Origin of the sequence: Saccharibacter sp. EH611, assembly GCF_009834765.1 — a bacterium.
Taxonomy (GTDB): domain Bacteria; phylum Pseudomonadota; class Alphaproteobacteria; order Acetobacterales; family Acetobacteraceae; genus Saccharibacter.
The window spans coordinates 47,875-67,301 of the sequence record NZ_WVHP01000018.1; the positions used below are offsets into that span (position 1 = coordinate 47,875).

At 49.7% G+C, this 19,427-nt stretch carries 22 protein-coding genes; 12 read left to right on the top strand and 10 right to left on the bottom strand.

Annotation, left to right across the window (positions count from 1 at the left end; translation table 11 throughout):
- The first annotated feature begins 112 nt into the window (after nt 1–112).
- The gene (locus GS535_RS04910; RefSeq protein ID WP_160792214.1) at nt 113–1,924 is read left to right on the top strand and encodes an ABC-F family ATP-binding cassette domain-containing protein; all 1,812 of its coding nucleotides are present in this window, start codon (nt 113–115) and stop codon (nt 1,922–1,924) included.
- 46 nt (nt 1,925–1,970) lie between these two features.
- Here GS535_RS04910 and GS535_RS11280 read toward each other — a convergent pair whose 3' ends face one another.
- The 3 genes from GS535_RS11280 to GS535_RS04925 form a co-directional block, all read right to left on the bottom strand.
- Nucleotides 1,971–2,069: an SHOCT domain-containing protein gene (locus GS535_RS11280; RefSeq protein WP_160792215.1), complete on the bottom strand. Its 99-nt coding sequence runs from the start codon at nt 2,067–2,069 to the stop codon at nt 1,971–1,973.
- Nucleotides 2,070–2,080: 11 nt separating this feature from the next.
- Nucleotides 2,081–2,680 carry a superinfection immunity protein gene (locus GS535_RS04920; RefSeq protein WP_160792216.1) on the bottom strand — a complete coding sequence of 200 codons (600 nt, stop codon included), beginning with the start codon at nt 2,678–2,680 and terminating at the stop codon, nt 2,081–2,083.
- 71 nt (nt 2,681–2,751) lie between these two features.
- A complete protein-coding gene (locus GS535_RS04925; protein WP_160792262.1) occupies nt 2,752–3,732 on the bottom strand; it encodes a Gfo/Idh/MocA family protein in 981 nt (326 codons plus the stop codon).
- A 176-nt stretch (nt 3,733–3,908) separates the two neighbouring features.
- On the opposite strand from GS535_RS04925, the gene secD reads away from it, so the two are divergent.
- Together secD and secF are read left to right on the top strand one after the other, a co-directional pair.
- Nucleotides 3,909–5,444: a protein translocase subunit SecD gene (secD, locus tag GS535_RS04930; protein WP_160792263.1), complete on the top strand. Its 1,536-nt coding sequence runs from the start codon at nt 3,909–3,911 to the stop codon at nt 5,442–5,444.
- Between the two features lie 5 nt (nt 5,445–5,449).
- Nucleotides 5,450–6,379: a protein translocase subunit SecF gene (gene secF, locus GS535_RS04935; RefSeq protein ID WP_160792217.1), complete on the top strand. Its 930-nt coding sequence runs from the start codon at nt 5,450–5,452 to the stop codon at nt 6,377–6,379.
- A 55-nt stretch (nt 6,380–6,434) separates the two neighbouring features.
- Here secF and GS535_RS04940 read toward each other — a convergent pair whose 3' ends face one another.
- Entirely contained in the window at nt 6,435–6,773 is a 339-nt protein-coding gene (locus GS535_RS04940; protein WP_160799168.1) for a hypothetical protein, read from the bottom strand.
- A complete protein-coding gene (gene mscL, locus GS535_RS04945; protein WP_160792218.1) occupies nt 6,766–7,227 on the bottom strand; it encodes a large conductance mechanosensitive channel protein MscL in 462 nt (153 codons plus the stop codon). The genes GS535_RS04940 and mscL overlap by 8 nt, the downstream gene beginning before the upstream one ends.
- 297 nt (nt 7,228–7,524) lie before the next feature.
- Here mscL and rpmE point away from each other — a divergent pair, with 297 nt between their 5' ends.
- The 5 genes from rpmE (at nt 7,525) to GS535_RS04970 (ending at nt 10,884) form a co-directional block, all read left to right on the top strand.
- Nucleotides 7,525–7,752: a 50S ribosomal protein L31 gene (gene rpmE, locus GS535_RS04950; RefSeq protein WP_018980393.1), complete on the top strand. Its 228-nt coding sequence runs from the start codon at nt 7,525–7,527 to the stop codon at nt 7,750–7,752.
- A gap of 195 nt (nt 7,753–7,947) precedes the next feature.
- Nucleotides 7,948–8,382 carry an Hsp20 family protein gene (locus tag GS535_RS04955; protein ID WP_160792219.1) on the top strand — a complete coding sequence of 145 codons (435 nt, stop codon included), beginning with the start codon at nt 7,948–7,950 and terminating at the stop codon, nt 8,380–8,382.
- A 261-nt stretch (nt 8,383–8,643) separates the two neighbouring features.
- Nucleotides 8,644–9,234: a DUF1013 domain-containing protein gene (locus GS535_RS04960; protein WP_160792220.1), complete on the top strand. Its 591-nt coding sequence runs from the start codon at nt 8,644–8,646 to the stop codon at nt 9,232–9,234.
- A gap of 22 nt (nt 9,235–9,256) precedes the next feature.
- Nucleotides 9,257–9,751 (top strand): 5-(carboxyamino)imidazole ribonucleotide mutase, encoded by a 495-nt coding sequence (purE, locus tag GS535_RS04965; protein ID WP_160792221.1) that lies wholly within the window; start codon nt 9,257–9,259, stop codon nt 9,749–9,751.
- A complete protein-coding gene (locus GS535_RS04970) occupies nt 9,748–10,884 on the top strand; it encodes a 5-(carboxyamino)imidazole ribonucleotide synthase (protein ID WP_160792222.1) in 1,137 nt (378 codons plus the stop codon). Before purE ends, GS535_RS04970 begins: the two co-directional genes overlap by 4 nt.
- Before the next feature lie 8 nt (nt 10,885–10,892).
- Here GS535_RS04970 and GS535_RS04975 read toward each other — a convergent pair whose 3' ends face one another.
- Nucleotides 10,893–11,561, bottom strand: a complete 669-nt coding sequence (locus GS535_RS04975; RefSeq protein ID WP_160792223.1) for a RadC family protein — start codon at nt 11,559–11,561, stop codon at nt 10,893–10,895.
- A complete protein-coding gene (locus tag GS535_RS04980; RefSeq protein ID WP_160792224.1) occupies nt 11,561–12,187 on the bottom strand; it encodes a JAB domain-containing protein in 627 nt (208 codons plus the stop codon). Before GS535_RS04980 ends, GS535_RS04975 begins: the two co-directional genes overlap by 1 nt.
- A gap of 91 nt (nt 12,188–12,278) precedes the next feature.
- Here GS535_RS04980 and GS535_RS04985 point away from each other — a divergent pair, with 91 nt between their 5' ends.
- Genes GS535_RS04985 through GS535_RS04995 form a run of 3 tightly spaced genes read left to right on the top strand, consistent with a single transcriptional unit; the run spans nt 12,279 to nt 17,237 of the window.
- Nucleotides 12,279–14,513 (top strand): UvrD-helicase domain-containing protein, encoded by a 2,235-nt coding sequence (locus GS535_RS04985; RefSeq protein WP_160792225.1) that lies wholly within the window; start codon nt 12,279–12,281, stop codon nt 14,511–14,513.
- 17 nt (nt 14,514–14,530) lie between these two features.
- Nucleotides 14,531–15,436, top strand: coding sequence for a 50S ribosomal protein L11 methyltransferase (locus GS535_RS04990; protein WP_160792264.1), 906 nt, complete (start codon nt 14,531–14,533; stop codon nt 15,434–15,436).
- Nucleotides 15,437–15,470: 34 nt separating this feature from the next.
- Nucleotides 15,471–17,237, top strand: coding sequence for an aminopeptidase P family protein (locus tag GS535_RS04995; RefSeq protein WP_160792226.1), 1,767 nt, complete (start codon nt 15,471–15,473; stop codon nt 17,235–17,237).
- Nucleotides 17,238–17,239: 2 nt separating this feature from the next.
- Here GS535_RS04995 and GS535_RS05000 read toward each other — a convergent pair whose 3' ends face one another.
- Genes GS535_RS05000 through GS535_RS05010 form a run of 3 tightly spaced genes read right to left on the bottom strand, consistent with a single transcriptional unit; the run spans nt 17,240 to nt 18,630 of the window.
- A complete protein-coding gene (locus GS535_RS05000; RefSeq protein WP_160792227.1) occupies nt 17,240–17,626 on the bottom strand; it encodes a DsrE/DsrF/DrsH-like family protein in 387 nt (128 codons plus the stop codon).
- Nucleotides 17,627–17,632: 6 nt separating this feature from the next.
- Nucleotides 17,633–18,391, bottom strand: a complete 759-nt coding sequence (locus GS535_RS05005; protein WP_160792228.1) for a HesA/MoeB/ThiF family protein — start codon at nt 18,389–18,391, stop codon at nt 17,633–17,635.
- 14 nt (nt 18,392–18,405) lie between these two features.
- Nucleotides 18,406–18,630 (bottom strand): DUF3126 family protein, encoded by a 225-nt coding sequence (locus tag GS535_RS05010; RefSeq protein ID WP_018980381.1) that lies wholly within the window; start codon nt 18,628–18,630, stop codon nt 18,406–18,408.
- Nucleotides 18,631–18,815: 185 nt separating this feature from the next.
- Here GS535_RS05010 and GS535_RS05015 point away from each other — a divergent pair, with 185 nt between their 5' ends.
- Complete coding sequence (locus GS535_RS05015) at nt 18,816–19,424, top strand: hypothetical protein (RefSeq protein ID WP_160792229.1); 609 nt, start codon at nt 18,816–18,818, stop codon at nt 19,422–19,424.
- The last annotated feature ends 3 nt before the right edge of the window (nt 19,425–19,427 follow it).

Genomic DNA, 19,427 nt, shown 5'->3' on the forward strand with positions numbered 1-19,427 from the left:
TCGTAAGAAGTTTCGCTTTTCTCAGAAGTACCTTGTTAAAGCGCCTCTTATAAAAGAGAATTTATTTTTCACCCTTGCATTCCTCCTCATAAATGCGCCACATGCAACAGTTATGGCAGCACCAATTTTTAATCTCCAAGATATCACGTACACACTAGGGGGACGCCCTCTTCTTGATGGCGCCTCCTTTTCGCTTTTGCCCGGTGAGCGCCTCTGCCTCGTCGGGCGGAATGGAAGCGGCAAGTCCACGCTTTTGCGTATTGCTGCTGGAGAGATACAGCCTGATGACGGCCTTCGCTTTGTTCAGCCAGGGTTGAAAGTTCATTACCTTCCGCAAGAGCCTGATCTCTCTGCATGGCCAACGACGTATGACTATGTAGCGTCCGTTCTTGATGATTTATCAAAATATCGTGCACGCTCCATGCTTGCCGAACTTGGTTTAACAGGGGATGAAACGTGCAGCAGCCTTTCTGGCGGGGAGGCCCGCCGGTGCGCCTTGGCTCAAGCTCTAGCAGCAGAACCAGACTTACTGCTTCTCGACGAACCGACGAACCATCTCGATCTGCCATGCATCGCTTGGCTGGAGCGTGAACTTCAAGCGTCTCATGCGGCTATGGTCGTCATCAGCCATGATCGCCGCTTTTTGGAAACCCTATGTCGCGCCGTGATCTGGCTTGAGCAAGGGAAAACGCAACGACTAGACGCAAATTTTTCCCATTTCGAGACATGGCGTGACGAACAAATTGAACTCGCTGAACGGGCAGCCCATAAATTGGATCGACAGATTGCCCGTGAAGAAGATTGGATGCGCTATGGTGTGACAGCACGACGCAAACGTAATGTGCGGCGCGTTGCAGAGCTCGCGGATTTGCGGGCAAAACGCCGTGACATTGCGTCTCGGCAGCGTGGCTCCCTCAATATGGTCGCCAATGAAGCGGACAATACCAGTAAGATTGTTATCGCAGCAGACCATATTTCATGGGCTTTCCCAGATCGTACGCTGATTAACGACCTCTCATTAAAAATCACTCGTGGCGACCGCCTTGGTCTCTGTGGCGCTAATGGAACGGGGAAAACCACCTTATTACGCCTCCTGACAGGACAGCTTACCCCTCAGCAGGGAGAGGTGCGCCTTAGCCCATCGCTTAAAATGGTCACGCTTGACCAACAGCGCACGGCTTTAGAGGGGAATCGTACTGTTGTTGATGTCCTAACGAATGGACAAGGGGAAATCGTCGAGGTCGGAACTGAACGTCGTCACGTTATGGGCTATATGAAGGACTTTCTCTTTCGCCCAGAGCAGGCACGAACACCCGTGAACCATCTTTCCGGTGGGGAACGTGGTCGCCTTGCCCTAGCCTGTGCGTTAGCCCGCCCTTCAAACCTGCTCGTTTTGGATGAGCCCACCAATGACCTTGACCTTGAGACGTTGGATCTCCTCCAAGATATGTTGGCAGATTACGCAGGCACCGTTCTGCTCGTAAGCCACGATCGTGACTTCCTTGATCGTCTTACCACCTCCATTCTCGTTGCCGAGGGGGATGGTCAGTGGATCGACTATGCAGGCGGTTATTCTGACATGCTTGCTCAAAGAAAGGGCAATGCTCCTAAAGAACGTCGTCTTTCCGAAAGCAATACGTCAGAGCCACCGAGTTCTAAACCGCGCAGCGTCTCCAGCAAGCCTGCTGCCAAACTCAGCTACAAAGAGCAGCTTGAGCTTAAGGAGCTCCCTGAGACAATGGAAAAACTCGGGAAAGATGTCGCCGTTTGCCGCAAAGCTCTTAGCGACCCCGAGCTTTATAGTCGTGACCCTGCACGCTTTGAAAAGGTAACTGCTGTCTTACAAGAGGTGGAGCAGCGTCTCACCGACAGCGAAGAGCGTTGGTTAGAGCTTGAAACAAAACGCCTAGAACTTGAAGAGTAAGCTAAAAGCCCTGCTTCTAATCTTGATCTGGAACGGGGCTTCTTTATTAGATCGTATTTAAAATCCGTTTTTTTGCCTTCTCAAACTCTTCCTCACTTAAAATGCCCTCACTCCTAAGGCGACCAATTTTCTCTAAGCCTTCCAATTGCTCATTCGTCAGACCAATTGCTCATTCGTCAGACCTCCTTCATGTGATGGTGTTCCAGAGGAATAGGCAGCAGAGGATGGTGAAGAAGGAAATGGTGGAGGTTTAGGCCCATAGGACGGTGTTTGCCATTGATGATCAAAACCGTTCGACGTAAAAGGGGCATAACCTCGCGGCGTCCGCGGCCAAAGTGCCCAAATTAGTGCGATAAACCAAGCGAGCCCTGTCCAAGCACCAAAAACATTAACGAGAATGATGGCGGCTTTATTTTCATGATCACGCGATAAAGCAATAATCGAAGGAAGAAGATACAGGGCAAGTAGGCCTACGCCACCAAGCACGCACAGTAAAATAATACCAATTCCAAACGCAGCTATCGCACTGTCATCATCGGATGTATCGGCATGGAAGATATTTCCCTCATACGCGATAGCATCCAAGGGGTGATTCACCCCGCTCGTTAGGCTGACCTCAGAATGCTGTACAACAGCACGAGCTGAAGGAAATGCTGCCTGCACAATAGAACTATGCCCCATGAACAACATAAAAGCAGCGACAATACCTACTAGGAACGCTCCACACCCTCTTTCGTGATGACCTCTCCCCGGCATAACTGTGTCCTTTTTATCCTATAGGCTGGGCATAATGCACAAGCACACTACTCTTCCTCTGGCCATAACCATCAGTCCATTAGCCCAGAAGATTTCATAAGAGCTTGTGATAAACGAATCTCTTCGGCAACCCTTAAAGCCGCTTCTAAAGCGCGCAACCCCGCTTTTGCATCCACCAGAACAGGTGCACCATGCATGCAAGAAGCGACGAAAGCATCATGTTCCGCTACGAGATTATCGTGATCTTTCCACTTAACGGCTTCACGCGAGAACCCTCCCGTTCCCGGTAATGGCAAGCCATGAGAGCGGTTAATAAAGCTCAACTCACGCGCCATAAAATCAGCTGATAAATAGCCCTCTTTCCCAAAAAGACGCATACGGCGTTCTGTTTTTAACGAAACACGGCTGGCTGTGATCGTTGCTACACAACCATTCTCAAACCTTACACGCGCATTGGCAATATCATCATGAGGACTCGAAACAGCCACGCCTAAAGCATCAATGCTCGCAATTGGGCTATCAACAATAGCAAGCACAAGATCAAGATCATGAATCATCAAGTCTAAGACAACAGAAACATCTGTTCCACGTATCTTAAACGGCGCGATACGCGTCGCCTCAATATAAACAGGTTGGGTAATACGCTTCGTAATCGCACGATGCTCAGCAGAATAACGCAACAAATGCCCGACCTGTAGGACACAACCACGTTGTGCCGCCTTCTCAGCAAGAGCACGCCCCTCTTCCACACTAGCGGCAATCGGTTTTTCAACCAAAACATGCCTCCCTGCTTCTAAGGCGGTAAGGCCAAGGGCATAATGACTTTCAGCCGGTGTCGCGATAACAACAGCATCTACGTGCTCAAGGAGCGCTTCATAACTCTCAAAAACACGACAGCTCACATCACGCGCTACGGCACGGGCCCGTTTTATGTCGGGGTCATGCACGCCAATAAGCGTTTCCTTTGGGTGCTGCGCTACCTTGATTGCATGAAGGCGGCCAAAATGCCCCACCCCTACAATACCAACCCGAAAGACTGACTGAACGTTCATAAAGGGCAAACTAGCATTCCTACATCGCCAGGCAAAGTCAGGAAAAGAGACGGTATAATGATATCGTAACGGTTGCATATCCTGCCAGGACAGGGCATGTTCTCAACCCTCCTTTAAGATCGCTTCGGTCTGACCTCTTTCTTTCATGCTCTTTTGAGGTTCCTCAGCCCCCTATGATGTATTACAGCCGCCTCAGAATGTTAGGTGTTGTGGGCATCTGTTTGGTCAGTGCTCTGCTCTGTCTGCCCAACTTTATCACCAAACCTTCCGTTCCCCTTCCCTGGCATCAAGTTCATCTGGGGCTTGATCTCCGAGGAGGCTCATACCTCTTGTTGCAACTTGATACGCAGTCTTTGCAACATGATCGTCTTCAATCTCTTGAAGGGCAAGTAAGACAAGGTCTTCTCGCTGCTCATCTTGGTTTTATTGATATACAGCGTGATGACAAAGAAGCGACACTTAGCTTCCTTCCCAGAGCTGAATCGGAGCGCTCTGCCGCACGAAAAGTTCTTGAAGGTATATCCCCTGCTGTACCCGGTGAGCTTTCCGTGTCGGAGCGACATGGACGATTGACCGTCACTCTTCAGCGCGATGCCATGCGTGTTCGTGCGAAGGAGGCCGTTGATCGTTCTATCGAAATTGTGCGCCGCCGTATTGATAGCACAGGCGCAATCGACCCAAGCATTGCACGTGAAGGCGATAATCGCATCGTTCTAGAGCTTCCGGGCATTAGTGACCCTGAGCGGATTAAAAATCTACTCGGCACTACAGCGCGCATGACGTTTCATCTCGTTGGGCCCAACCCTGAGACAGCAACTCCTGGCACTACCCTCATGGCTATGCAGGATGGGGGCGGCTCTTTGGCCGTACAGGATCAAGTAGATGTTGATGGAGCAGATCTTTCCGATGCCGCTGCCACAATGAGCGAAGGCCGCTGGGCTGTTTCATTGAAATTTGATAACCGAGGGGCTGAAGACTTCGCACGCATCACCACAGAGCATGTTGGCAAACGCTTCGCTATTGTCCTTGATAACCGCATTCTAACAGCACCCGTTATCAATACTCCTATCACCGCTGGACAAGGCGAAATTTCAGGCAACTTCTCGGCTCGTTCAGCCTCTGACCTCGCCCTCCTTCTTCGCGCTGGCGCCCTACCGGCCCCGTTGAGTGTCGTGGAGCAACGTAGCATCGGGCCAAGTCTTGGGGCAGCCTCCATTCATGCTGGCGTTATGAGCTTGGCTGCGGGTTTCATTTTCGTTGTCGCCTTTATGCTGCTTTTCTACGCTCGTTTTGGCCTTTATGCTGACATTGCGCTCTTCGCAAACTTAGTCATGATCTTAGCGATCTTGTCTTTATTTGGAGCAACGCTTACCCTTCCTGGGATGGCCGGTATCCTGCTAACGCTTGGTATGGCCGTGGATGCCAATATCTTGATTAACGAGCGCATCCGCGAAGAAATTAAACGTGGACGCAAACCTCTACAGGCTCTGCAAACTGGCTTTGAACGCGCAACAAGCACCATTGTTGATAGTAACGCCACGGCATTCCTTGCGCATGTGATGCTCTTTGTCTTCGGGACAGGCGCTGTGCGGAACTTTGCTTTGACGATTACGATTGGTATCGTCACAACGTTGTTCACCACGCTTGTCCTCTCGCGTATGCTTATCGTGCGCTGGTACGCCCATACTCGTCCCAAAAAACTTCCGGTCTGATCGTTATGCTCTCCCGTCCTTTACTCCGCTTTGTACGTGATGACCGGCAGATCCGCTTTATGCGTGGTCGCTATGCCGGCTTGCTCGTTTCGGCGCTTCTGTCTATCGCTTCTGTGATCTTGTTTTGCACGCCTGGTCTTAATCTAGGGTTGGATTTTCGCGGTGGGATTATCGTTGAGACCCATTCTCCTGCCCCTGAAGAACCCGCCCACATGCGCCATATTTTGGAGCAAGCGCGGATTAAGGCAGCCTCTGTACAAGCTTTCGGCTCTCCTCATGATGTGCGTATTGCTATCAATCTTCCTCAAGGTGACAATGCGGAGCACCAAACGCAGCAGCTTGTTGACCATGTTAAACAAGCTATTGCGCAAGCCTTGCCCGGCACACAAATCCAGCGTGCCGATGCTGTCGGGGGATCTGTTTCATCTGAACTCTTCCGTGATGGTGTGCTTGCCTTAGCGTTCAGTCTCGGGATGATTTTAATCTATATCTGGTTCCGTTTTGAGCGCGAGTTTGCCCTCAGCGCTGTCATTACGCTGATCTTAGATCTGACTAAAACAATTGGTTTCTTGGTTGTTACGGGCTTTGAATTCGATCTTGTGATGGTGGCTGCGCTACTCACTATTCTTGGATATTCAACCAATGATAAAGTGGTGGTGTATGACCGTGTGCGCGAAAACCTTCGCAAATATCGCACTATGCCCCTTAAAGAGCTGCTGGATCTCTCCATTAATGAGACCCTAAACCGTACGCTGGGTACCTCGATGACAGTTTTCCTTGCAGCGCTTCCCCTCGCTCTTTTCGGCGGAAGCACCCTGACGGGCTTTGCAACCGTCATGCTCTTTGGGATTGTTGTGGGGACGTCGTCCTCCATCTTCATCGCTGCCCCTTTATTGCTTCTCATGGGACAAAAACGACTTCGCAAAGGAGCTTAGTGCTCTTCTTAGCTGAGACTTCAAAAAAAAACCCGCCTCAAAGGCGGGTTTTTTATTAGCGAGGGATCAAACTGAGATAATGCTCAAGAATCACATCCGCTTGATGATCATTTTTCATCGTTTGATGTTGCACATCTTGGGTAATGATATGCCGCGCTTGCTCATCAACGGCCATGAGAGCATGGACATCCTTAGGGTGAAGTTTCCCCGTCATCATAGAGCCGCGTACAATACCGTTAAGAATAAAGTAAACGTACACTGGTGCATTCGGAGAAACAGGGGCTGCTCGGACAGGTGCGCTCATAAAAGCGCACCCAGCCAATATGGCCGTCAATGTGAAAACACACCCTTTCTTACACAGGGTATGAAGAGAAGAATGACGCCAGTCACTCATGGGACACACCTCGAGCAGCCAACAAGTCACGAATTTCAGACAAGAGCACTTCTTCGCGTGTTGGTGCTGGTTCTGGCTTGGCTTCTTCAATTTTTTCTTCTTTACGATACAGCTTCGCAGCTATACGCGACACCCAGAAAATAAAGAAAGAGACAACCAAGAACTGGAATACGGCATTTAAAAACAGACCGATGTTAACCGTTACAGCGCCTGCTTTCTGGGCCTCTGCTAATGTTGCTTTAACAGGCCCCTTTAGAGTGACAAAAATGTTCGAGAAATCGACACCCCCTGTGAGCGCACCAATGATAGGGGTGAGAATATCTTTCACCGCACTGTTCACAATCCCGCTAAAAGCAGCACCGATCACCACAGCAACAGCAAGCCCTGCAACATTGCCACGCGAGATAAATTTTTGGAAATCAATAATCCAGCCGGGAGTTCTAGGTGCTTTCATCGCTTATCCTTCCGTCATACAGGTTAAAACTAGTGATCAAGCCCAAGACTGCAATGATACTCTGCCGTCAGGCGGTCGGCTTTGTCTTTAAAAATGATGTAATACCGTGATCATGCCAATGCTATCTCATCATTGCGTAAAACTTCATTAACAGCTTTTCTCTGAGGAGCAAAAGCCATCAGATAATCTGAACAGCAAAGACTTATTCGTTCTTCCATCTTAGGGAAAAGTTCGTTATATGGCAGCGGTCTGCCCCGGTCGGTATCGGGGCGCCCCTTGTAAGGTTTAGGAAATACTATGAAATCCGGCATCCATCCTGATTATCATGAAATCAACGTCATCATGGCTGATGGCACGGAATATAAAACCAAGTCATGCTATGGCGAGCCTGGCGCAACATTGCGCCTTGACGTTGACCCTAAGACGCATCCAGCTTGGACAGGTGTGCAACGTATCCTCGATACCGGAGGCCAGGTTGCTAAATTTAACAAACGCTTCTCCGGCATCGGCAATATCAAAAAGTAATATTGTTTCTCGTAGGTTTTTCTACGATGCGTGCAACCCTTCCCGTTCCTTGAAGAATGGGGAGGGTTTCCCATATCTAGGGTATTGAGTAGTGCGATGCCACATAATGGGTTCGCTGCTTTTAAATACCTTTGTGCATATCGCTTAATATGAGGATGTGTATGAGGTCCTGCCGTATATTAAGGAGGACATCAGATGGGATATGATACTGCCAATTTATTGCGCAGTACGATCGGTTTCGAACACCTCGTACACCATGCGCTTCATGATAGCAAAAATTGTCGCTATTCTTATCCATCTCATAATGTTGAGAAAACAACAGATACAGACTATACGCTGACAATCGCTGTCGCCGGCTTTCAACCGGAAGATATTACGATTACTATCGAAGACCACATGTTGATTATTCGCGGTCGCTCTCCGCGTCGTGATACACATAATCACCAGAGAAAATGGCTTCATCACGGAATTGCCACGCGTGCCTTTGAACGCTCTTTCGTTCTAGCAGCCCCTTTAGCCATTAAAGAAGCATGTTTTGACAATGGCCTTCTAAAAATATTTCTTCAATATGTGTTCTCTCGTAAGAATGAGCCTCGTTCTATCTCAATAGCGACCCATCCACCACATTAAACTGTAGCAGCTATTGGGGCAGAATGCTGCTTTTAGCATGTTTAACTATAAGAAACTTCCATAAAAATTCTCAATGCTTTGAGAGAAGACTGGTTAGCATCTTGACCCGCCCTTCTCTCTGACGCATCTTACGCAGCACCGCCGTGCGTTTAGCAGGTGCCGTGCTCAGTTTTCTGTTGGGCAGGTCAATCTTCCAGAGTAGCCTTGTTGGTGCCTGCACTCTGCCGGCCCGACCGCACCGCTGCGAAGGAATGAGTTGACATGAATCTGCCGTTGATGCCCAAGGCCACCGCTGTCTGGCTGATTGATAAAACTGCCCTGACTTTTACCCAAATTGCTGAATTTTGTGGAATGCATCCGCTAGAAGTTCAGGCCATTGCTGATGGGGAAGTCGGCGCTGGGATCAATGGTTATGATCCTATTAAGAACAATCAGCTGACTGAAAACGAAATTAAACGCTGCGAAGCAAACTCTTCAGCACGACTGAAGTTGATTGCGACAGCAAACCCCGTATCACGTCGCGCAAAAGGGGCGCGTTATACGCCTGTCGCTAAGCGCCATGATCGTCCTGATGCGATTGCTTTTGTTTTACGGCAGTTCCCTCAGCTTTCTGATACGCAAATCGTACGTTTGCTCGGCACGACGAAAGATACGATTTCTAAAATTCGGAATCGCCAACATTGGAACAGCCCTAACATTAAACCGCGTGATCCCGTCATTTTAGGGCTTTGCACACAGACAGACCTCAATGCTGCTGTTCAAGCAGCTAATGAACGGCTCGTCCGTGATGGTCAGTCTCTCCCCCAAGAAGGTGATGGCCCTGTTCTCCATCAGGAAGACGAACACGAATAAGTAGCAAGGGATACCGCCTATCATGAGTAACTCTCCTGCCCCAGTTGTCGGTGTGATTATGGGCAGCCAATCTGATTGGGAAACCATGCGTCATGGATGCGAAACGCTTGAGAAACTTGGCGTTCCCTACGAGGCGCGTATAGTCTCAGCTCACCGCACTCCTGACCGTCTTGCCCAATATGCAAAGACAGCAAAGGAGCGCGGATTGCGCACCATCATCGCAGGAGCAGGAGGTGCTGCTCATCTTCCTGGCATGTGTGCGGCTTGGACGGCTCTACCGGTTTTCGGTGTCCCTGTTGAAAGTCGTGCTCTCAAGGGGCAAGATAGCCTCCTGTCCATTGTTCAAATGCCGGCTGGTGTTCCTGTTGGGACACTTGCGATTGGACGTTCTGGCGCTATTAATGCCGCTCTCATGGCTGCTTCCGTGCTAGCCCTGTCGGATGACGCTATAGCTGAGCGTCTTGATAGCTTCCGTGCCCAACAAACTCATTCTGTTGCTGAGAAACCCGTATCGTGACACCTGCTCTTCCTCCTGGTTCTACTATCGGGATTATCGGCGGTGGCCAATTAGGGCGTATGTCCGCTGTTGCGGCATCGCGTCTCGGCTATCATGTCCATATCCTGAGCGCTTCCACCCCCGCACCAGCGGCCGAAACTGCAGCAAAACTGACCGTCGGTTCTTACGATGATCCTGCTGTGTTGGAAGCCTTTGCGCGTGAATGTGATGTCATCACATTCGAGTTTGAAAATATCAGTGCAGAAGGACTACGGCAGCTCGAAGCATTGCGCCCCGTTCACCCGGCTGGGCGTATTTTAGAAATTAGCCAAGATCGAATTGCCGAGAAAACAGCCTTAAGCTCGATGGGGCTCCCTGTCGCACCATGGCGCTCTGTACAGAATGAAGATGATCTCGCCACATTAGAGGATTTTGGCTTTCCCCTTATCCTCAAAACAACACGCTTCGGCTATGATGGAAAAGGTCAATTTCGCGTTCCTGACGAAACTGCCTTTCAGAAGCTCTGGAATGATCGCCAGAATTTGCCCTATCCTTTAGTCGCAGAAAAGCAGATTGATTTCGCGCGTGAGCTCAGCGTCATGGTAGCTCGCAACCATCACGGTGACATACGCTGCTTCGATCCAAGCGAAAATCGCCACCGAGACGGTATTTTACGTCTGTCTATGGTGCCGGCTCCGGTTGCTCCAGAAACTATTGACGAAGCTCAACGTATTGCTATCCGCTTAGCGAAAGATATTAAGCTTGTTGGTATTTTAGGAGTGGAGCTGTTCCAAAATGCTGATGGCCAGCTGATCATCAACGAAATTGCCCCTCGACCACATAACTCAGGCCACTGGACGCAGAATGCCTGCATTATAGACCAGTTTGAGATGCACATTCGTGCCGTTGTAGGCCTTCCTCTGCCATCAACGCGTCGGCATTCTGACGGGTTTATGCATAATCTCATCGGCCCTGATGATATGGCTCTCGTGCCTGCTATGATGAAAGAGGATAATGCAGCCCTTCATCTTTACGGAAAAGCAGAAGCTAGGCCGGGTCGAAAAATGGGTCATATTAACCGCATCTTCCCACGTGGTGGCTTGCCTGGAGAGCTTGCTCTTGCCCAGTTTCAACCTGTCCACTCCCCAGAATAGACGGCGCTCTATAACAGCCCAAGCGCACGAAAGCTGACTTGGGCTGTACGCGTAATGATATAGTGGTCAATAACACGTATCTTTAAAACCTTAAGCGCTGCCTGCACATTTTGTGTCACAATCACATCCCCCTCTGATGGGCTTGTATGCCCACTCGGGTGATTATGCGCCATGATGATAGATGAAGCGTTGAGCTCTAAACAACGACGCGCCACCTCCCTTGGGTAAACTGGTGTGTGATTAACCGTTCCCACACCCTGAACTTCATCGCAAATAAGCTGATTTTTCTTGTTGAGAAAAATAATTCGAAACTGTTCCACTGATTCTCGCGCCATTTGCGTAATGAGATAATCAAGCAGTCTCCGCTCTTCCTGTAAAAGGTCTCCCTGCGGAAGAGCGGCTCGATTGCACCGTAATCCCATTTCACGCAGGAGCTGTAAGAGAACGAGAAAAGAGCTGTTCTTTTGTGCGTAGTCCTGCCATTTCTGCACCGGCAGCGACACAAGCTCTCCTAACGAATCACTCGTCTGAAGTACGTAATTTAGGAGCGTTTTCTGATCTTTTTTAGACGTTGTGGAAAGCGCTACTAAAAATGAAAATAAATCTTCTTTTTTAATTGGCCGTTCGCTTAGCAGCGCCTCTCTCACTGCTTGTTGTGCCTCATCACCCTCAGCCATCACAGCAATCTCTCTTTGTTCAAGCTCGACACCCAACCCGCTCCAAACAAAATCACATCATGCATCGTTATTGAGAGAGGCTTTAGCGCCATTGCTAACCCTCGTGCTTCTTGCGCAAGCACGGCTGCCGAATGGCTAGGGGCAATATGCACGACGATAAAAGCCGTTGCTTGCACATCTAAAAGCTGAGTGGCGATCAGACGATGAGAAGCAGAAATTTTCTGATGACGCGCCAGTCGCTCTTCCTTCAATAAATTATTTCGCCCATCAAGATAAAGCAGACTTGTTCCTTCCTCTATTGGCTCATGCAGACGCGAACCAAAATAGCGTTTGAGCATCGTCATATTTTTAAGCTGAACCTGACCCAGCTCCGCGTGCTCTTCTGCTAATGCTCGTGCAGCTAAATACGGTATTTTCAACACTGCAGCGACACGTTGTGTTAATCCAGCATCATGCAACATCGTATCCGATGCTTGAGACAATGCCGCTAGAGAGCCAAACTTTTTCAAAAGTTCTTTCGCCAGTGGCTTCGTATCGCGTCGTGGGATAACGTAAAATAAAAGCATCTCCAGCAACTCATAATCTGCTAGATTGGCTGTTCCATGCTCCATAATACGCTGTCGCATACGTTGGCGATGCCCATGGCTATGTGATTTTCTTCTCAAACCTGTAGGTTCTTTCCTAGCCATAGGCCATCTCTCGCAGTATATCAGAGAGGTGTCTGATGATCTTTTTTCCCCACGTCCGCTTTCGCCTACTTGTGACCATCTTGCAGGCCTGAATGAAGAACAGCACCTTGCCGTTACCACAACGGAAGGCCCGTTGCTGATTCTGGCAGGCGCTGGCACTGGAAAGACACGTGTTCTGACAACACGCTTTGCTCATATTCTGCTCCATCATCTTGCTTGGCCTGAGCAGATTTTGGCCGTCACCTTTACCAATAAAGCTGCGCGCGAGATGCGCGAGCGCGTCAGTCATCTCCTCGGCAAACCCGTTGAAGGGTTGTGGTTAGGAACATTTCACTCTCTCTGCGCACGGATGCTTCGCCAACATGCACCGAGCGTTGGATTGGAACGCAATTTCACCATCCTTGATGCCGATGATCAGATTCGTTTGCTTAAGCAAATTATGACGGGCAGTTCAATTGATTTGAAACGCTGGCCACCTGCCCAGCTTATGCACCATATTCAACTATGGAAAGATCGTGCCCTTTTGCCGGAGCAAATAACATCAGCCCATGATATTGATTTTGCTAACGGAAAAGCTCGTTCCCTTTATGAAACCTATCAAACACGCCTCAAAGAACTGAACGCCTGTGATTTTGGAGACCTCATGCTCCATATGGTCACGATATTTCGTACTCATCCTGAGGTGTTAAAACAGTATCAGCATCGCTTCCGCTATATTCTTGTCGATGAATATCAAGACACCAACACCATTCAATATCTTTGGTTGCGCCTTTTAGCCAAACGTGGCGATCAGCCAGCTAATATTGCCTGCGTTGGGGATGATGACCAATCTATCTACTCATGGCGTGGTGCCGATGTAACCAATATTCTACGTTTTGAGCAGGACTTTCCCGGAGCAACAATTGTCCGTTTGGAAAAAAATTATCGCTCAACACCTCGTATTCTTGGAGCGGCCTCTGGCGTGATTGCCCATAATGAAAGCCGTTTAGGGAAAACGCTCCATTCCGGTTTGGACGGTAAAACAGGCGAACAAATTGACGTCATTAATGCCCCAGACTCTGATGAAGAAGCACGCATTGTCGCCGTCAAAATTCGTGAGCTACATGATACAGGGCATAATTTTGGCGATATGGCCATCCTCATGCGCGCAGGTTTCCTAACGCGCGCTTTTGAAGAGACATTGATGCGTTCTGGCATTCCCTACCAAGTGGTCGGCGGATTGCGTTTTTACGAACGTGCTGAAATTCGCGATGGCACAGCCTATATGCGGGCTCTTGCCCATCCCAGCGATGATCTTGCCTTTGAACGCATTATCAATGTCCCTAAGCGCGGGGTCGGACAAGTTGCGCTTACGCGTTTAAGAGAGCACGCACGAGAACGCGGACTTTCCCTTCAACGAACATTGGAAGAACGTCTCGCTCATAAAGAGATTAAAGGAAAAGCCGCCACAACCCTTTCCGACTTTATGGCGTGTTTTTCTCGTGCTCGTGAGACCCTTGCCAAAGAAGGACATGTTGTCGCTACTCAGCAGCTTTTAGAAGAAACAGGCTATCTTGATATGTGGCGGCAAGACCAACGCACGGTGGAAGCCGCAGGCCGTCTTGATAACCTTGGTGAGCTATTACGCGCCATTGGAGACTTTCCAGATCTTGAAGCGTTTCTTGAGCATATCGCCCTCGTCATGGATGCCGATAGCGTCCAAAATGATACGCAACGTGTCAGCCTCATGACCCTGCATGCCGCTAAGGGGCTTGAGTTCCGCACTGTCTTTCTTCCGGGTTGGGAGGAAGGGATCTTCCCCTCCCAACGCTCAATGGATGAAGGCGGACTTGCATCGCTTGAAGAAGAGCGCCGCCTTGCCTATGTCGGCCTAACACGTGCCCGTGAGCGCGCTATTATTTCACATGCAGATAGCCGCCGTATTTACGCGAACTGGCAAGATTCCATCCCGAGCCGCTTTATTGATGAGCTCCCTGATGAGCACGTGTCTCTTCATCGTCCTAAACAGCGCGAGCGCTCCTCTTTTGGGCGCAATTTCTGGCGACGCCCTGCTACTCAAGAGACCTCCTTGCCGCGCTCCCCGAGCCTTTCTCGACCTCGCCCCAAAGCATCACGCACCCCTATTGCTATTGGGGCCACTGTTAAACATAAACGTTTTGGCATAGGCGTTGTTATGAACAGCAATGGCGAACATCTTACGATCAATTTTGAAGATGCCGGACAAAAGACCCTGATGGCCGGTTTTGTAGAGGTACTCTCGTGAAAGCAACACAAAGCCCAATAGCTCCCCGCCACATTGGCTCTCGTCATGCACGTGCATTGGAAACGGTCACCATTATCGTGGAAGAAGCCTTCGTTCCTCTGTTCGAGCAAGCCCTTATGACCGCTTGCGACACTGTCGGTATGTTTGAGGAAGATGACGAGCAAAAATACTGGCGCCTTGAAGGCGTAAAGGAAGTTGGCGCTCAAGAAGAGGCTCTACAATCGTCCATCGCTGTAGCACGCGCGATCACAGGGGTTGAGGCAGAGCTTGTCCGGCACACAACAGAAGCAGAAGGCTGGCTCGCACGCACGCAAGAAGCGTTTCCGCCACAAAATGTCGGAAGACGCTTTTGCATTCGTGGCACACATCTTAACGACAAAGCGCCTTCTAACCGCCTCTCCATTACTCTTGATGCCGGTATCGCTTTCGGCTCAGGTGAACATGGTTCAACACGTGGCTGCCTGCGTGCCCTTGAGTTGATCGCTTATCGCAAGCCACACCGTATTTTAGATATGGGCTGCGGCTCGGGCATCCTTGCGATGGCTGCGGCACGCTTGCTGCACCGCCCTGTTCTGGCCGTCGATATTGAACCTTGGTCTGTTCGCGTTGCAGCGTCTAATGCACGGCTCAATAAGCTCTCTCCCCTTCTCGATTGCCGCTTTGGTAATGGATGGCTAACGCCAGCTGTGCGCAGCAAGGCGCCTTATGACCTCGTCTTTGCTAATATTCTTGCACGTCCTCTCTGCCGGATGGCCCCTTCTTTAGCGCAGTCTTTAGCTCCTGGGGGCACGGCTATTTTAGCTGGACTTCTCAACACGCAAGCACGCATGGTGACGGTGGCTCATCAGCGCCAAGGGCTTCTTTTAGAACGTCAACTGAAAGAAGGTGCATGGAGCACCCTTATTCTACGTAAGCCTTACTAATTTCCCCCGTTACGGTACAGGATCAAAAACGTTTATGACCGGCTTATCATCCATTCCTTTAGCCTCTCGCCCAGCGCGCGTGCGTGATCATTTTGACCGCCTCTCTATCGACGGAATGATCATTACGCGTGGCGATCAGTATCTTGGGGAATATGTCGCCCCTCATTCGGAGCGCTTGGCATGGGTAAGTGGCTTTACAGGAAGTGCGGGGCTTGCCATCGTACTCCGCGAGAAAGCCTGCGTCTTCTCTGATGGACGTTATACCGTGCAAATGGATGAGCAAATTGATCATGCCTTATGGGATCGCCAACATATTCTACACGAGCCACCACACGCTTGGCTTGCCCAACATGCTCATGGACTGCGTATTGGCTATGACCCTCATCTAACAAGCGAGCAGGAGTTATCCTCTTGGCAGGTCGAGAACGTCACTCTCGTGCCTGTCACGTCCAATCCCGTTGATGCTGCCTGGACAGATCAGCCCGCTTCTCCTGCCGCACCAATTGAGCCTCATCCATTGAGCTACGCTGGAGAAACAAGCGTTGATAAACGCACACGACTTGCAGAGGAGCTCCGTAAACAGCATCAAAAAGCAATGGTGATTGCTGACTGCACATCCCTTGCATGGCTGTTGAATTTACGTGGGTCTGACATCGCCATGACTCCCGTCGCTCATGGTTACGGCTTGCTCTATGATGACGGACATGCCGAACTTTTCGTAGATGAAGCGCGTCTTAAAGCACCAGTTGAGGATGGCATTGTTCTCTATTCGCCCAACCAGCTTAAAGACCGTTTGGCAGCTCTTGCACAGGCTGTTGTCCGTATAGACCCAACATCTACGCCAGTTTGGTTTCGGATGACGCTTGATAAAATCGGTGCGCATATTAAGAGTGCGCCAGATCTATGCAGTCTCCCGAAAGCCATTAAAAACCCCACAGAACAAGAAGGGAACCGCCGTGCACATGAGCTTGATAGCTTAGCGCTTGCGCGTTTCCTTCATTGGATTGAAAACAATGGCGTTGGTAAGCATGAAACAGAACTTGCGGACACGCTTGAAGCTTTCCGCGCTCGTTCAGACGATTATCGCGGGCCAAGCTTTGAAACGATTTCTGCTGCCGGCCCGAACGGGGCTTACCCTCATTACCGTGCCATTCCTGGGCAAGATCGTGTTTTAGAAGAGAATACGGTCTATCTCGTCGATAGTGGCGCACAATATCCTTTTGGAACCACAGACATTACGCGAACGCTCTGGATTGGCCCTCAAACGCCACCGGCAGAACTTAAAGAGGCCTTCACACGCGTTTTAAAGGGTAATATTACACTTTCCTCCCAACGCTTTCCAAACAAAACACCGGGCCATCGTCTGGATAGTTTAGCACGTGCGTCCTTATGGAATGCAGGGCTTGATTTTGATCATGGGACTGGTCACGGGATCGGCAGTTATTTGTCTGTCCATGAAGGGCCACAATCTATTTCCTCATACCCCCGTCCAACTGGTTTGCAGGCGGGTATGATTTTGTCCAATGAGCCAGGTTATTACAAACAGGGTGATTATGGGATCCGTATCGAAAACCTCATGCTTGTTAAAGAGAGTGAGCTAAAAAGTCCTCGCGGTCCCTTCCTTGAGTTTGAGGTGCTCACCTATACGCCGATTGATCGCACTTTAATCGACTGCTCCCTGCTCAGTGAGACAGAGCGCCAATGGCTTAACCAGTATCATAAAAAAGTTGAGACACATCTTCTTACTCGTTTGGAAGAAGAACTTCATCCTTGGGTGAAGAACGCCTGCGCTCCGCTCTAATTCTAAAGCGTCATGATGGGATGGGAGCCAACTTCTGTTAGGAAGCTCACCATCCCTCGAACGCGAATACCTGCCATTAAATCATCTGAAGATAATCCAGCCATCTTCATTCCCGTTTCGCAAGCCATAAACGCACCCCCTAAACTGATGATCGCATCACGTAACTCACGCAACGACGGAATTTGACGAGCCTTCAAGAGGTCGTCTGACAGCGCCCCGTCCAAACCTTCCATTTTTTCTGAAAGCGTTAATACTGAACGCCCCCCAGCAAAGATTAAGACTGAGCGATTAAGAGCCAAAAAGCTACATGCCAACGTAAATGCGTGATGGTGACGCTCCCAAGAGCAATCGCTTAATGTAATACCAACGTCATACATAAGAACGCTCATCTTCCCCTAATCGTCTTGATGCAGAAGACAATCGTCAAATCGCTTAATGGGAAGAACACGCTGCTTCCCTGTCAGTCCATCCCATAGAAACAGTTTACTAACCTCTGGATCTGTTTCTTCAAGGCCGAGGCATTCTTTTAACACAGAAAGCGCCATAAACCCTGCAATGATGGTCGTTGCTGGGCCTATAACACCCAGTTGTGAACATCCAGCAGAGCTATCCGCTTCTAAATGCGGGTAAAGACAACGGTAACAGGGCCCACCGTTATGAGGACGAAAGACCACATACTGCCCTACAAGCCCTTGGACAGCCCCGGAAATAAGCGTCCGCTTCCCTTTTACACAAGCATCAGACACAGCTAGACGCGCCGCGCTATTATCCGTCGCATCACATACATAGTCATAATCTCGCACGAGGTGCTCTAAAAACGAGGGAGTTGCTTTGCAGGGCCAAGAAGACAGAGAAACGGTTGGATTAAGCTGTGTGAGCCGCTCAATAGCGACATCAACTTTTCTACGACCAACATCAGCTGTTACGTATAGGGCCTGTCGCTGTAAGTTGCTTAATTCAATAATGTCAGGGTCTATGACCCCGACATGGCCTATTCCAGAAGACACAAGCTGCTGAAGCAATGGGGCCCCTAAACCACCGGCTCCAACGACAAGAACTTTTGCTTGCCGCAATGTATCTTGGCCGCTGGCTCCTATATCCGGCACTAAAATATGCCGCGAGTATCGCTCCAGCTCTTCTTCAGAAAACTGCATAAGCAGTACCGCCTTTATGCAGGAGGCAAGTCTTCTTCTAACACAGTTAGATTAACAGCGTAGGAGACTTCCCCTTCATCTTCATCACGGCACACCGTGCCGATAACTTCCCCTGCAACAGCAATTTCTACGGTTAAACCCTTACGAGCAGGTGGCTCAACAGTCAGTTGAGGGGAACCCAGCAAGCGGCGTAGGCTTTGTTGAAGACGAGGAATTTCGGCGGCAGAAATATCAGCCATAGCGTAAACGCTCCTTAAACATGATCATCGTAAAATGGACGCCCCCTGATAGCCCATCCCCTACAAGACTGAAAGTCTCTCCACAGAAAGAGGTCATTATGATATAGGTTCTGCCGCATTTACACGCCGTTGTAACGTATCACTCAAATGTATACTGCTATAATTACCTTCCCTTGGGAGATAGAATGAACACCCGAATCCTGAAGCATAGCCTTGTGCTTGCCCTTCCAGCGTTCCTTAACGGTTGTGGCTACTGGGACGCACGTGAAGCTCACCGAGCACAATATGAGATGGCCGGCATGTCTAGCTTTGACCTTCAGTCCTGCGCAGGTGCTCCCTCTTCTACGAGTAAGCTGAATGATACAACACAGGTCTGGCAGTATAATATCAGCCGTTCTTTCCCAGCTATGCAGGATAATGGCTTCTTCCCCGTTGGGTCTGCTATCAAAATCTACCAATCTTTCTTTGGGGGGGCTGGGTCTTCTTGTAAAATGTTTGTTCGCATGGATCATGACCGTGTGTCAGAAGTCCATTATGCAGGAGACGATGACGGGTATATTGGCGTGGATGGTGTTTGTTCTATGATCACACGCGGTTGTGCGCGGCAACGAGAATCTACTATGCACCGTGCGCCTGGCATCTTCCCATTCGGCCCAATATCAGCGTTCCACTCAGCGCCAACACCGCCTCAATCGACCACAGCGACATATTCTGATCAATCGAGTAAATATGTTCCTAATTTTGACGGCGATCCAACTAAACCACTGATACGCCCTGCGTCCCCAACGAAATAAGGA

Excerpts from the sequence above, each read along its gene's own strand:
- GS535_RS04910 (WP_160792214.1), top strand. The coding sequence starts at position 113 with ATGGCAGCACCAATTTTTAATCTCCAAGATATCACGTACACACTAGGG.
- GS535_RS04920 (WP_160792216.1), bottom strand. The coding sequence starts at position 2,680 with ATGCCGGGGAGAGGTCATCACGAAAGAGGGTGTGGAGCGTTCCTAGTA.
- GS535_RS04925 (WP_160792262.1), bottom strand. The coding sequence starts at position 3,732 with ATGAACGTTCAGTCAGTCTTTCGGGTTGGTATTGTAGGGGTGGGGCAT.
- secD (WP_160792263.1), top strand. The coding sequence starts at position 3,909 with ATGTATTACAGCCGCCTCAGAATGTTAGGTGTTGTGGGCATCTGTTTG.
- secF (WP_160792217.1), top strand. The coding sequence starts at position 5,450 with ATGCTCTCCCGTCCTTTACTCCGCTTTGTACGTGATGACCGGCAGATC.
- GS535_RS04940 (WP_160799168.1), bottom strand. The coding sequence starts at position 6,773 with ATGAGTGACTGGCGTCATTCTTCTCTTCATACCCTGTGTAAGAAAGGG.
- mscL (WP_160792218.1), bottom strand. The coding sequence starts at position 7,227 with ATGAAAGCACCTAGAACTCCCGGCTGGATTATTGATTTCCAAAAATTT.
- rpmE (WP_018980393.1), top strand. The coding sequence starts at position 7,525 with ATGAAATCCGGCATCCATCCTGATTATCATGAAATCAACGTCATCATG.
- GS535_RS04955 (WP_160792219.1), top strand. The coding sequence starts at position 7,948 with ATGGGATATGATACTGCCAATTTATTGCGCAGTACGATCGGTTTCGAA.
- GS535_RS04960 (WP_160792220.1), top strand. The coding sequence starts at position 8,644 with ATGAATCTGCCGTTGATGCCCAAGGCCACCGCTGTCTGGCTGATTGAT.
- purE (WP_160792221.1), top strand. The coding sequence starts at position 9,257 with ATGAGTAACTCTCCTGCCCCAGTTGTCGGTGTGATTATGGGCAGCCAA.
- GS535_RS04975 (WP_160792223.1), bottom strand. The coding sequence starts at position 11,561 with ATGGCTGAGGGTGATGAGGCACAACAAGCAGTGAGAGAGGCGCTGCTA.
- GS535_RS04980 (WP_160792224.1), bottom strand. The coding sequence starts at position 12,187 with ATGCGACAGCGTATTATGGAGCATGGAACAGCCAATCTAGCAGATTAT.
- GS535_RS04995 (WP_160792226.1), top strand. The coding sequence starts at position 15,471 with ATGACCGGCTTATCATCCATTCCTTTAGCCTCTCGCCCAGCGCGCGTG.
- GS535_RS05000 (WP_160792227.1), bottom strand. The coding sequence starts at position 17,626 with ATGAGCGTTCTTATGTATGACGTTGGTATTACATTAAGCGATTGCTCT.
- GS535_RS05005 (WP_160792228.1), bottom strand. The coding sequence starts at position 18,391 with ATGCAGTTTTCTGAAGAAGAGCTGGAGCGATACTCGCGGCATATTTTA.
- GS535_RS05010 (WP_018980381.1), bottom strand. The coding sequence starts at position 18,630 with ATGGCTGATATTTCTGCCGCCGAAATTCCTCGTCTTCAACAAAGCCTA.
- GS535_RS05015 (WP_160792229.1), top strand. The coding sequence starts at position 18,816 with ATGAACACCCGAATCCTGAAGCATAGCCTTGTGCTTGCCCTTCCAGCG.